The organism is Streptomyces thermocarboxydus, assembly GCF_024760485.1.
Classification (GTDB): Bacteria; Actinomycetota; Actinomycetes; order Streptomycetales; family Streptomycetaceae; genus Streptomyces; species Streptomyces cellulosae.
This window is the reverse complement of record NZ_CP058273.1, coordinates 6,890,936-6,903,689: the sequence shown is the minus strand read 5'-3', so window position 1 is coordinate 6,903,689 and position 12,754 is coordinate 6,890,936. Positions and strand designations below refer to the sequence as shown.

The 12,754-nt window shown below is 72.3% G+C and carries 11 protein-coding genes; 6 read left to right on the top strand and 5 right to left on the bottom strand.

The window, feature by feature from the left end:
- Positions 1–12: 12 nt before the first annotated feature.
- Positions 13–1,059, bottom strand: coding sequence for a zinc-dependent alcohol dehydrogenase (locus AY578_RS31555; RefSeq protein WP_019527306.1), 1,047 nt, complete (start codon positions 1,057–1,059; stop codon positions 13–15).
- A 127-nt stretch (positions 1,060–1,186) separates the two neighbouring features.
- Here AY578_RS31555 and AY578_RS31550 point away from each other — a divergent pair, with 127 nt between their 5' ends.
- From AY578_RS31550 to AY578_RS31530, 5 genes are read left to right on the top strand one after another with little or no spacing between them, the layout of a single operon-like run.
- Entirely contained in the window at positions 1,187–2,593 is a 1,407-nt protein-coding gene (locus AY578_RS31550) for an ABC transporter substrate-binding protein (RefSeq protein WP_136237488.1), read from the top strand.
- Between the two features lie 30 nt (positions 2,594–2,623).
- On the top strand, positions 2,624–3,643 hold the full coding sequence (locus AY578_RS31545; RefSeq protein WP_019527304.1) for a carbohydrate ABC transporter permease: 1,020 nt from the start codon (positions 2,624–2,626) through the stop codon (positions 3,641–3,643).
- A complete protein-coding gene (locus AY578_RS31540; protein ID WP_019527303.1) occupies positions 3,640–4,524 on the top strand; it encodes a carbohydrate ABC transporter permease in 885 nt (294 codons plus the stop codon). The genes AY578_RS31545 and AY578_RS31540 overlap by 4 nt, the downstream gene beginning before the upstream one ends.
- 4 nt (positions 4,525–4,528) lie before the next feature.
- Entirely contained in the window at positions 4,529–5,761 is a 1,233-nt protein-coding gene (locus tag AY578_RS31535; RefSeq protein WP_028961009.1) for an ROK family transcriptional regulator, read from the top strand.
- Positions 5,758–6,639, top strand: a complete 882-nt coding sequence (locus AY578_RS31530) for a Gfo/Idh/MocA family protein (RefSeq protein ID WP_019527301.1) — start codon at positions 5,758–5,760, stop codon at positions 6,637–6,639. Before AY578_RS31535 ends, AY578_RS31530 begins: the two co-directional genes overlap by 4 nt.
- A 74-nt stretch (positions 6,640–6,713) precedes the next feature.
- Here the strand turns inward: AY578_RS31530 and msrA are convergent, their stop codons facing one another.
- The 3 genes from msrA to AY578_RS31515 all read right to left on the bottom strand — a co-directional run bounded on the left by msrA (position 6,714) and on the right by AY578_RS31515 (position 9,899).
- Positions 6,714–7,226 (bottom strand): peptide-methionine (S)-S-oxide reductase MsrA, encoded by a 513-nt coding sequence (msrA, locus tag AY578_RS31525; protein WP_019527300.1) that lies wholly within the window; start codon positions 7,224–7,226, stop codon positions 6,714–6,716.
- Between the two features lie 133 nt (positions 7,227–7,359).
- Positions 7,360–8,469, bottom strand: coding sequence for an SGNH/GDSL hydrolase family protein (locus tag AY578_RS31520; RefSeq protein ID WP_215188919.1), 1,110 nt, complete (start codon positions 8,467–8,469; stop codon positions 7,360–7,362).
- A gap of 263 nt (positions 8,470–8,732) precedes the next feature.
- Positions 8,733–9,899, bottom strand: coding sequence for an ROK family transcriptional regulator (locus AY578_RS31515; RefSeq protein WP_161108665.1), 1,167 nt, complete (start codon positions 9,897–9,899; stop codon positions 8,733–8,735).
- 178 nt (positions 9,900–10,077) lie between these two features.
- On the opposite strand from AY578_RS31515, the gene AY578_RS31510 reads away from it, so the two are divergent.
- Entirely contained in the window at positions 10,078–12,213 is a 2,136-nt protein-coding gene (locus tag AY578_RS31510) for an alpha-galactosidase (protein WP_161108666.1), read from the top strand.
- A 23-nt stretch (positions 12,214–12,236) separates the two neighbouring features.
- Here the strand turns inward: AY578_RS31510 and AY578_RS31505 are convergent, their stop codons facing one another.
- Positions 12,237–12,680: an ATP-binding protein gene (locus tag AY578_RS31505; RefSeq protein WP_026244188.1), complete on the bottom strand. Its 444-nt coding sequence runs from the start codon at positions 12,678–12,680 to the stop codon at positions 12,237–12,239.
- Between the last annotated feature and the right edge of the window lie 74 nt (positions 12,681–12,754).

The window sequence follows — 12,754 nt, the reverse complement described above, 5'->3', positions numbered from 1 at the left end:
CCTTTCGGGCTCTCAGAATTCCAGGACGACCTGAAGGGCCTCGGCGGGCCGCTCGTCCAGCAGGACGTAGGCGTCCGCCGCGTCGGCGGCCGGGACGACATGGCTGACCAGGGAGGTGACGTCGACCTGGCCCTCGGCGACCAGCCGCAGGAAGGTCTGCTGGAGGCGTTCGACGCTCCAGCGTCCGGAGAGCTGGGGCGGTACGCCGCCGATCTGGGAGCAGACGAGCTGGACGCGGTTGTGGTGGAACTCGTCGCCGAGCCGCAGGCCGATCCCGTCGCCCTGGTAGAAGCCGGAGGCGACGACGCGTCCGCCGACGGCGACGGAGCGCAGGGCCTCGTGGAGTGCGGGGTAGGCGCCGCTGATCTCGATGGCGAGGTCGGCGCCGAGTCCGCCGGTGGCCTCGCGGACGCGTTCGGCGACCTGGTCGGTGCGGGCGTTGAGGGTGGTGTGGGCGCCGTAGCGGCGGGCGGTGCCGAGGCGGCCGTCGAGGGCGTCGACGGCGGTGACGCGGGCGCCGCTGAGCTGGGCGAGGCGGGTGGTGAGCAGGCCGATGACGCCCTGCCCGAAGACGGCGACGTCCTCGCCGAGGTGGATGTCGCCTGCCAGGACGGCGTTGTAGGCGATGGCGCCGACCCGGGCGAAGGCGCCGGCGAGCGGGTCGAGTCCGTCCGGGAGGGTGTGACCGATGACACGTTCGGCGGGGACGATTCCTTCACTGCGATGCCCCCATATGCCCCATATGAGGTCACCTGTGACGGGAAGTCCAGGGGTGCCGTCCAACTCCGGGGAGACCTCGACGACCTCGCCGACCTCGGAGTAGCCCCAGCCGGCGACCGGGTACTCGATGCCGGCCGCACCCTCACGGAAGAGGCGCGCCTCAGGATCCCAGGTACGGGTCAGATACGGATTCGTGCCGCGGTACGCGGTGAGTTCGGTGCCCGCGGAGATGCCCGAATAGCGGGTGCGCACCCGCAGGTGACCCGGCGGCAGAGGCTCTCTCTCGTGCTCGGCGATCTCCACGTGACGGGGGCCGGTGAACTGGACGACGCGTTCCACGGATGGCTCTCCGGAGGGTGCGGTGGGCAGGTTGCGTCGACGATATCCCGAACTTATGTCTTGTCAACAAGCAAAAGTGATGCTGAGATGCGCTGTCAGCAGACGTAAGTCGACACGAGGACGTGCAATGCGCTTGAGGACCCTGCGGTCGCGGATGACCGCGGTCGGCGTCGCGGCAGCCCTGGGAAGCGGGCTGCTGGCCGGCTGTTCCACCGGCACCACCGGGCCCGGCGCCCCGGACCGCAAGATCAAGGTGTGGTCCCTGGAGAACCTCCCGGACCGGGCCGCGGCGACCCGGAAGACCGTCGCCGGGTTCGAGAAGAAGACCGGGATCGACGTCCAGCTCGTCACGGTCGACGAGGGCCAGCTGCCCCAGCTGATCATGTCCGCCGCGGCGGCCGGTGAACTGCCGGACGTCATCGGCGCCGTGCCGATGGGGCAGGTCTGGCAGATGTACAGCAACGGCCTGCTCAACACGGAGATCCCGAAGCAGGTCATCGACGGGCACGGGCGGGACACGTTCAACGCCAACGCCCTGGAGCTGACCTCGGACGGCGCGACCAGCCTCAGCGTCCCCTCGGACTCCTGGCTCCAGCTGATGGTCTACCGTCAGGACGACTTCGACCGGAAGAAGCTGGCCGCGCCCGACACCTACGAGCGGGCGCTGACCGCCGCCGAGGCCCTCACCACCAAGGGGCACGACGGCGTCTCCGCGGCCACCGACCCCGGCGACGTCTTCACCTCGCAGAGCTTCGAGAGCATCGCGCTCGCCAACGACTGCCAACTGGTCGACGACCAGCACGAGGTGGCCCTCGACTCACCGCAGTGCGAGACGGCGTTCCGCACCTACGACCGGCTGGCCCGGGAGTACGGCGCCCCCGGCACGCAGACCGTGGACTCCACCCGCGCCACCTACTTCTCCGGCCGGTCCTCGATGATCGTCTGGTCCTCGTTCCTGCTGGACGAGCTGGCCGGTCTGCGCAAGGACGCGCTGCCCAGCTGCCCCGAGTGCCGCAAGGACCCGAGCTATCTGGCCGACCACAGCGGCATCGTGACCTCGATGAAGGGCCCGGACGCCGCCGAGCCCGCGCAGTTCGGCGAGATCACCTCCTGGGTGACGACGAAGACCGCCGAGACGGCCGCCTCCCGCGAGTTCATCCAGTACATGACGAGCGACGGCTACGAGTCGTGGTTCGGCATGGCCCCCGAGGGCAAGATCCCGGTCCGGCGCGGCACGCAGGAGGACCCCGACCGCTATCTCGACGCCTGGCGCAACAGCGAGATCGGCGTCGACACCAAGAAGCCGTTCGACGAGGTCTACCCGCCCGAGCTGCTCGACCAGCTCGCCGAGGGCATCACGAACCTGCGCCGCTGGGGCATCACCCAGGGCGACGGCGCCCTGGTCGGCGCGACCAACGGCGAGCTGCCCGTCCCCAAGGCCGTGGGCGCGATGACCAGCGGTCAGTCCTCGCCCGGGGAGACGGCACGCGAGGCCGACGAAGAGATCTCCGAACTGCAGCAGTCCCTCCAGTAGCAGCCGCCCGCACGCCACAAAGGTCCTTCCATGACAACTGCCCCCGCCGGCGCGCAGAAGCGCCGGACCCCCTCGCCCCGGCCCACGGGCGGCCCCGGCCGGCCGGACCGCCGCCCCGCGACCGCCCGCAGCCGCGCCAACCGCGCGGGCCTGGCCTTCGTCTCCCCCACCTTCCTGGTCGTCCTGGTGGTGGTCGTCCTGCCCATCGCCTGGACGGTGCTGCTGGCCTTCCAGGACGCCAAGCTCGTCGACATCCAGGGCATGGGCCTGTTCGGCAACTGGTCGCTGGACAACTTCTCCGACGTGTTCGCCTCGGCCGGCTTCTGGTCGAGCCTGAAGACGACCCTCATCTACACCGCGGGCAGCACCGCCGGCTCGGTGCTGCTGGGGCTGGTCGCCGCGCTCGCGCTGCGCAAGCCGTTCCGCGGGCGCGGTCTGCTGCGGGCCGCGATGCTGCTGCCGTACGTGGCGCCCGTAGTGGCCGTCGCGTTCGTGTGGGAGGTCGCGCTCAGCCCGCAGTACGGCATCGTCAACGACTGGGGCAGCCGCCTGTTCGGCTGGGACGACCCCATCGCCTTCCTGTCCACCCGCGCGTACGAAGTGAACGTCCTCGGGGCGCACTTCGACATTCCGCTCGCGCTGCTCACCGTCATCGCGTTCGAGTGCTGGCGGTACTTCCCCTTCGCGTTCCTGTTCATCCTCGCCCGGCTCCAGGCCGTGCCCTCCGTGCTGGAGGAGGCCGCGACCGTCGACGGCGCGACGCCGCTCCAGCGCTTCCGGCACATCCTGCTCCCCCAGCTGATGCCGGTGATCGCGCTGCTGTGCGTGCTGCGGTTCATCATGACGTTCAACAAGTTCGACGACGTCTACCTGCTGACCGGCGGCGGCGCCGGCACCGACGTCGCGGCCGTCCGGGTCTACGACTTCCTCACCGCCCGCTACGACGTCGGCGCCGCCGCGGCCCAGGCCCTCGTGCTCGCCGCCTCGCTGATGATCCTGCTGGGCTTCTACTTCAAGTTCTTCGGCAACAAGGTCCAGGAGGAAGCGTGACCGGCAAGACCGCCCTGTCCCGGGCCCAGGTCGAGGACCGCGTCCTCGGCGTCCTGAAGTGGCTGGTGATCGCGTTCCTCGCGGCGATCACCCTGCTGCCCTTCTACTACATGCTCCTGCTGTCCCTGAAGCCCATCGACGCGCTGCTGCTGGACCCGGGGTCCCTGTGGCTGTCGGCGAAGGACTTCACCGTGTCCACCTACCAGGACGTGCTGCGGTCCACCGACGCCGGCGGGCAGGGCTTCATGCGGTTCCTGCTCAACTCGGCGCTGGTGTCGCTCGGTACGGTGCTGCTGACGCTGGCGGCGGCGGTGCCCGGCGCCTACGCGGTGAGCCGGCTGAAGTTCTTCGGTCACCGGCAGGTCAGCGCATTGTTCCTGGCCGTCTACCTGTTCCCCGCGACGCTGCTCGCCGTCCCGCTGTTCGTGATCTTCGCCAGGATGGGGCTGTCCTCCAGCCTGGTGGGCCTCGCCGTGGTGTACGTGGCGCAGACGGTGCCGGTGTCGGTGTACATGCTGAAGAACTACCTGGTCACCATCCCGTACTCGATCGAGGAGGCGGCGGCGCTGGACGGGTGCAGCAGGCTGCAGACCGTGCGGAAGGTGATCCTGCCGCTGGCGCTGCCCTCGCTGATGGCGACCGGCCTGTACGTCTTCATGATCGCGTGGAACGAGTTCCTGTTCGCCCTGCTGTTCCTGGCCGCCGACCCCGACTCGTGGACGGTGTCGCTGGGTCTCGCGCAGCTGTCCAACGGCGTCGAGGTGCCGAAGACGGTTCTGATGGCCGGTTCGGTGGTGCTGACGATCCCCGTGGTATTCCTGTTCTTCGCCGCCGAACGGCTGCTCACCGAAGGCCTCACCAGCGGCGCCGACAAGAGCTGACGCCATGGGGGAACGTGTGACGACGCCGCAGCCGGTCAGCGCGGGCGGACTGCTGGACCTGATCCGCAGCGGCCGTGCCAACACCCGGGCCGCCCTGCAACGCGCCACCGGGCTGTCCCGGTCCACCGTGGGGCAGCGGCTCGACCTGCTGAACCGGGCCGGCTGGCTGCGGCACACCACGGGCGCATCCACCGGGGGCCGCCCGTCGGAGCGGATCGTCTTCGACCCCACGCACGCCTCGGTGGTGGCCGTGGACCTGGAGACCCGTCACGCCCGGGCGGCGGTGCTCGACCTGACCGGCACGATCCTCGCCGAGCACACCGGGCCGCTGGACATCACCGAGGGCCCGGACCACGTCCTGGACCACGTCACCCGGTGGTTCCCCGACCTGATCGCCGCGGCGGGCGCCGACGCCTCACGGGTCTGCGGGGTCGGCCTGTCGGTGCCCGGCCCGGTCGACTGGGAGGTCGGCCAGGTCGTGGAGCCGCCCATCATGCCCGGCTGGGACCGCTACCCCATCCGCGAGCGCCTCCAGAAGGCGTACGCGCGGCACGTGGGCGCGAGTCTGGAGGGCGGGCCGGTGCCGGTGCTGGTGGACAACGACGCCAACCTGATGGCGCTGGCCGAGCAGCAGGCCAACCACCGGGACTGCGGCGCGTTCGTGCTGGTGAAGGTGTCCACCGGCATCGGCGCCGGCGTGGTCGTCGACGGGCACGTGTACCGGGGCATCGACGGCGGCGCCGGCGACATCGGGCACATCCGGGTGCACGACCGCACCGACGCGCTGTGCATGTGCGGCTCGTACGGCTGTCTGGCGGCCGTGGCGAGCGGCCGGGCCCTGGCGAAGGAGCTGTCCGGGGCGGACGGCAACGCCGCGTCCGGCTCGGACGTCAGGCGGCTGCTCGCCGAGGGCCATCCGGACGCGATCCGGCTCGCGCGTGAGGCGGGCCGCCGGGTGGGCGAGGTGCTGGTCACCGTGGTCACCCTGCTCAACCCCGGGGTGCTGATGCTCGCCGGGGACCTGTCCGGGGTGCCGTTCATGACCGGCGTGCGCGAGCTGCTCTACCAGCGGGCCATGCCCCGCACCACGGCCAACCTCCAGATCGTCACCTCCCGCCTCGGCGACCACGCCGGCCTCATCGGGGCCGCGACCACGGTCGTCGAGCATCTCTACTCCCCCGCGCGTGCGGACGCCCGGCTCGCCGGGATCCTCGCGCCGAAGTCAGGACGACCGTGACCTTCTCCCCCTGGACCCGCCGGCCCGTCGAGGTCGGCCTGGTCGGCGCCGGCCCCTGGGCTCGCGCCATGCACGCCCGGATCCTCGCGGCGGGACCCGAGACCCGGCTCACCGCCGTCTGGGCCCGCCGCGCCGAAGCCGCTCACGAGACGGCGGTCCCGTACGGGGCCCATGTGGCCGCATCCTTCGAGGAGTTGCTCGACCGGTGCGAGGCGGTGGCGTTCGCCGTGCCGCCCGCCGTGCAGGCCGAGCTGGCTCCCCTGGCCGCGCGGCGCGGCAAGGCGCTGCTGCTGGAGAAGCCGCTCGGCCCCGGCCTGGACGCGGCCCGGCGTGTCGCGGACGCGGTGGCCGAGGCGGGCGTGGTCTCGCAGCTCGTGCTGACCAAGCGGTACCACCCGGTGACCCGGGCGTTCCTCGCCGCCGCACGGGACGCCGAGGTGTCCGGCGCCCGCTCCTGCTATCTCCACGGCGCCTTCCTGGGCGGGGAGTTCGCGACGGGCTGGCGGCTGGAGCAGGGCGCGCTGCTGGACCTGGGCCCGCATCTGCTGGACCTGCTGGACGCGGCGGTCGGGCCGGTCAAGGCGATCCGCGGCACCGGCGACTCCCGCACCTGGCTGGAACTGACCTGCGAGCACGAGAACGGCGCGGTCAGCCAGGCGTCCTTGTCCGGCGCGGTGAACGTGCCGCGCGCGATCACCCGCGTCGAACTGTTCGGCGCCGGGGAGCCGTTGGTGTACGACACGGCGGAGATCGACCACGAGGAGTGCTGGCCGGTGCTGCGCCGGGAGTTCGCCACGGCGGTGCGCACGGGTGTCACGACCGCCCCGGACGCGGCGCGCGGGCTGTACCTCCAGGAGCTGATCTCACGCGTGGTGTGACGTCGCGTCACGTCCGCGTACGACAGGGGCGCGCCCGCTCGGCGGGCGCGCCCCTGTCGTGTCGGGCCGTCGGCTCAGGACGCCGCGCGCTTCGGCAGCCGCCAGTTGGGCCGCGGGAAGTGGCAGGTGTAGCCGTCCGGGTAGCGCTGGAGGTAGTCCTGGTGCTCCGGCTCGGCCTCCCAGAAGTCACCGGCCGGCGTCACCTCGGTGACCACCTTGCCCGGCCACAGTCCGGACGCGTCGACGTCGGCGATGGTCTCCTCGGCGACGCGCTTCTGCTCGTCGTCGTAGTAGAAGATCGCGGAGCGGTAGCTCATGCCGATGTCGTTGCCCTGGCGGTTCTTCGTCGTCGGGTCGTGGATCTGGAAGAAGTACTCCAGGATCGTCCGGTAGTCGGTGACCGTCGGGTCGTAGGTGATCTCGATGGACTCGGCGTGGGTGCCGTGGTTGCGGTAGGTCGCGTTGGGGACGTCGCCGCCGCTGTACCCCACCCGGGTGCTCAGCACGCCCGGCAGCGTGCGGATCAGCTCCTGCATGCCCCAGAAGCAGCCGCCCGCGAGCAGCGCCTTCTCCTCGGTCCTTGTCATCGTGTGTCGCCCTTCTCCCAGGTGTGCTGCGACGTTCCTCAGTGAGAACCGTGCCGGGACCTGCATTGTTCCGTCCGCGCCCGGTGCGCCGGACACCGGGTCGCCCGGTTCTCCCGTGGAGCGCCGGGCGGGGTCAGCGCCTGGGCCCCCCGGCGCACTCCAGGTCCTTCAGGCGGACCTCGTCGGCCATCGCCCGCATGCCCTCGTCGGTGAAGTGGAGGTGGTCGCCGTTGTCGTACTCGGGCCGGACGGACTCGGGGTCGTCGGGGCTGCGCACGGCCCGGTCGAAGTCGGCCACGGCGTCGAACGGCCCGCCGGAGCGGATGAACGCGTTGACCTCCTGACGGACCGCCTCGCCCTCCGGGTCCCACTCGGACCAGCCCTTGAACGGCGCGATCGTGGCGGCGACCACGCAGTGCCCGGCCGCGTGGACGCGGTCGGTGAGCTGCCGGTAGCCGTCGATCAGGTCCTGGGCCGTGACGCCGGTGTGCGCCTTGAGGTCGTTGACGCCCTCGAACAGCAGGACCGTGCGGACGCCCGGGTGGGACAGCACGTCGCGGTCGAGGCGGTTCAGGGCGCTGGGCGAGGCGGTGTCCGCGAGCACCTTGTTGGCGGAGATGCCCGCGTTGGCCACGCCCCGGACGGTGGTGGCGAGGGAGTGCTGGAGGCGGCGGGAGAGGTGGTCGGGCCAGCGGCGGTTGAGGTCCGTGGTGGACTCCCAGCCGTCGGTGATGGAGTCGCCGAGCGCCACGACCGCGCCGGTACGGGCGGGGGCGCGGACGGTGACGGCGTCCAGGTAGAACCAGGACGTGACGGTCCTCGTCCAGGGGACGGCGCTCTCGTCGGCGGTGTGGTCGCCCTGGGTGAGGTACGAGGTCTGCATGGCCAGCCGGTGCCCGGTGGCGGGACCGCCTGCGTCGGGACTGTGCAGGCTGACGACCAGGTTGGTGCGGGCGCGGACCCGGCCGGGGAGCGGGTCGCCGAGGACGAGGCCGCCGGGCGGGATCGTGACGCTCGTGCGGCCGTCGAAGGTGACCCGGCGGTTGCTGCCGGGGAGCAGGGCGGCGCCCTCCTGCTGGAGACCGGCGTACACGCTGTCGAAGGTGAGCGGCCGGTCGCCGAAGGCGTTGGAGAGCCGTACGCGCATCCGGTCGCCGCCGACGCTGGTGTGCACCACCAGCCGGTAGGCGCGGTCGGGCACACCCGAGCCCAGCCGGAAGGCGCTGGTCGCCCAGGTGACCACGTCGTGCCGGGGCGGTGCGGTCCCGGCCGCCGAGGGGGTGGGACCGAGGAGGGCGGCGAGCAGGGCCAGGACGAACAGCCCGCGCAGCCGGATCCCCCGCGGGGGAGTCCTTCGAGGGTGGAGCGTGGTGGTGTTCAGCGTCGCCTCCCACGTGTCCCGTGATGATGAAGTGACCCGTAGTGAGATTAACTGCACCTGTGCGGCCCGGCACCGGCTGCATCAGGCCGTCATCGGCCGTTCATCTCCCGGTCCCGGCCCGGGCGTCAGCGCCCGGCGAAGGACTGGATGGCCGTGGCGGCGGCGCCCCGGGCCCACTCCTCGAACGGCAGCGGGCGGGTGCGCAGCTCGCAGCGGGCTGCGGAGCCGAACGCGGCCGCGGCGAAGGCGTCACGGACCTGCCCGGCGAACAGGTCGTACGCGGCGAGACCCTCACCGGAGATGATCACGCGCTCCGGACCGAGCAGATTGGCCACGGTGGCGATCCCCCGGCCGATGGCCTCCCCCGCCCGGGCGTAGACGGCGCGCGCCCCCTCGTCGCCCGCGCGGGCCAGGGCGAGGGCCTCCGTGGCGTCGGCGACCGGGACGCCGGTCACCTCGCGGACCCGGGCGGTGATCGCCGCGTCGGAGGCGACGGCCTCCAGGCAGCCGCGGTCGCCGCAGCGGCAGGGCGGGCCGTCCGGGACGACTTGGACATGGCCGATCTCGCCCGCGACGCCGTGCGAGCCGGAGACGACCCGCCCGTGCACCACGAGCCCGCAGCCGATGCCCGCGCCCACGGTGACGACGGCGAAGTCGGACAGGCCCACGCCGTCGCCGAACCACTGCTCGGCCACGGTCAGCGCGCGGACGTCGTTGTCGACGGTGACCGGCAGCCCGCTCGCCTCCTCGGCGAGCGCGACGAGGGGGACGTCGCGCCACTCCAGGAAGGGCGAGAAGCGCACGGTGCCCGTGGCGCGGTCCACGTCACCCGCGACGGCGATGCCGAGCCCCAGGACCTGGACGCCGAACCCCTCGGCCTCGGTGAGCAGTTCCCGTACGAGGTCGGCGGCGACCGGGAGCACCTCGCGCGGCGCGCGGCCGGTCAGGGGGACGCGCCGGGCGACGCGGATGCGGCAGCACAGGTCGGTGAGCACGCCGATGATCTCGTCACCGGTCGCCTTCAGCCCGATGAACAGCGCCCGGCCGCCGTCGACCCGCACCGGGTTGGCCGGGCGGCCCAGCGCCGGCCGGGTCTCCGCGCCCGCGTCCTCCACCAGGAAGCCGGCCTCGATCAGCGGCCGTACCGCCTTGGTGACCGCGGCCGGGGACAGGCCCGTCCGCCGGGCCGCCTCCTGCCGGGTCAGGGGGCCGTGCGTCAGGACGGTGGTGAAGATCTGGGAGGCGGCCGGGGTGTGCGCCGGGAACGTCTCGGCGGGCGGGGTCGAGGGCATGGCCGGGAACTTAGGGTCCTTAATTTCCGGTGTCAATGAAAGAGCTGCTCTTTCTTTTGAAGGCCATGAGAGGCCCTCTTCCGCCTTGTAAATGCAAGATGGGAACCACTCTTGACACGCGATCGAAGGCCAGGCTTGGGTGTGCGGTGCAATCCCCCGACGCCGATCGTGAGGCACCATGCCGCTCATCACCCGCTCCCCGGACACCGGGGTCTGGCTGCTGACCACCCCGCGCACGTCGTACGCGCTGCGGATCGACGAGACCGGCGCGCCCTGTCATGTGGCGTGGGGCCCCCGCCTCACCCCCGGGGAGGCGGACGCGCTGGCGGCGCCCTTCGCGGAGCCGTCGAACAGCTTCGAGGGCCGGCCGGCCGTGGGCGAGGAACTGCCCGTGGACGGCGGCACCCGCTACGGGCCGCCCTCGCTCCAGGTGCGGTACGCGGACGGCTCCCGCGCCTTCGAGTGGGAGCCCGCCGGCCACCGGGTGGACGACTCCGTACCGGCCTGTGAGGAGCTGGTCCTGGAGTTCCGGGACCGGGTGGTCCCGCTGTCGGTCGCGCTGCACTACCGGGTGCGCGCCGACACGGACGTGATCGAGCGCTGGACCGTGCTGCGCAACGACGGCGACGAGCGGGTGGACCTGCTGCGCGCCGACTCCGCCGCGTGGACGCTGCCGCCGCTGGCGGACTACCGGCTGAGCCATGTCACCGGCCAGTGGTCGGCGGAGACGCGGCTGCACAGGGAGCGGCTGCCGTACGGGGAGACCGTGCTGACCAGCCGGCGCGGCATCACCAGCCATCAAGCCAACCCCTGGACCATGCTCGACGACGGCACCGCCGACGAGGACCGGGGCAGGGTGTGGAGCACGGCCCTGGCGTGGAGCGGCAGCTGGCGGATCACCGTGCAGCGCACGCCGGACGGGCGGGCGGGGCTGACCGGCGGCGTGGGTCACGAGGGGACGCGCGTACCGCTCGCACCGGGCGAGGAGTTCACCACGCCGGTGGCGGCCGGGCTGTTCACCGACGGCGGTTTCGGCGCGGCGAGCCGGGCGTGGCACGCGTACGTCCGGACCCATGTGCTGCGGCACGCGGACGAGACGGCGCCGGTGCTCTACAACTCCTGGGAGGCCACCGGCTTCGACGTGGACGAGGCGAGCCAGCTGGCGCTCGCCGAGCGGGCGGCGCGGCTCGGGGTGGAGCTCTACGTCGTGGACGACGGCTGGTTCGGCGCCCGCCGCAGCGACCGGGCGGGCCTCGGCGACTGGACGCCGGCACCGGACCGCTTCCCGGACGGTCTGCGGCCGCTGTCCGACGCCGTGCACCGGCTCGGCATGCGGTTCGGCGTCTGGGTGGAGCCGGAGATGGTCAACCCGGACAGCGACCTGTACCGGGCGCACCCCGACTGGGTGCTGCACCTGCCGGGCCGGCCGCGCAGCGAGCTGCGCAACCAGCTCGTGCTGAACTTCGCCCGGCAGGACGTCGCCGACTGGGCGTTCGGCTGGCTCACCCGGCTGGTCGCCGAGCACCGCGTGGACTTCCTCAAGTGGGACATGAACCGCGTCTTCGGCGAGTCCGGCTGGCCGGGCCAGGAGGACGGCAACGACCGGCTGTGGACGCGCTACGTGCACCACCTGTACGGCGTGCTGGACCGGCTGCGTGCTGCCCGTCCGGAGCTGCGGATCGAGACGTGCAGCGGGGGCGGCGGCCGGGTCGACCTGGGCATCCTGGCCCGCACCGACCAGGCGTGGACGTCCGACAACACCGACGCCGTGGACCGGCTGGGCATCCAGCAGGGCTTCAGCCAGGTGTACCCGGCGCGGGTGATGTCGGCGTGGGTGACCGACGTGCCCAATCAGCTCACCCGGCTGTCCGTACCGCTGAGCTTCCGGTTCCACGTGGCGATGGCGGGGCTGCTGGGGATCGGCGGGGACCTCACCCGCTGGAGCGAGGAGGAACTGGCCGAGGCCGCCGGGCTGGTGGCCCGCTACAAGGAGATCCGGCATCTGGTGCAGCACGGCGACCAGTACCGGATCGGCGACCCGTACGGCGACGGCACGTCGGCCGTGCAGTACGCGGCCCCGGACGGGAGCGAGGCGGTGGTGCTGGCCTTCCGCGCCGGCCCGCGCCATGGGTCGCCGCGGGTGCCGCTGCGGCTGCGGGGGCTGCCGCCGGGCGTCCGCTTCCGGGACACGGCGACGGGCGCGGTGCACCACGCCACGGTGCTGACGGAGTACGGGCTGGACGTCGGTCTGCCGAGCGGCGACTGGGCGAGCGCCCTGATCCACCTGGAGCGGGTGCCGGAGACGACTCGGTGACGGGCTGAGAAAGGGAGAAGCGGTCAGACGGAGAGGGCGATGCGCGCGGCGACACTCTTGCCCTCCGCCTCCTGACGGACGTCGAGGGCCTCGGCGACGGCCATGACGATCTCCAGGCCGTGCTGTCCCACCCGGCCGGGGTCGGCGTCCCGGGGCCGCGGCACCTCCGGGTTGCCGTCACGGACGACCACCTCGACGGCGTCGCCGAAGATCCGCAGGTCCAGTGCGACGGGGCCCGGAGCGTACTTACGGGCGTTGGTCACCAGTTCGCTGACCACGAGCTGGGTGATCTCCACCACGCGCTCCGGCACCGGCAGGCCGTCCTCCGTCCGGGCCCGGCCGAGGAACTCGGCCGCGAGGTGGCGTGCCTGCGCTATCCACGCGCCCTCGGCGTTCAGGGCGTACGAAGCCCGCAGCCGGGGTGCGCCTGACACCGTTTCCCCCTCGTCGACAGGAACTGAATCCATCCGGTCCGCCTTTTACTCGATCACACCGCGCGACTACCCGCATCGCTCCCCCGCACGCCCAAGAAGTGTGACAG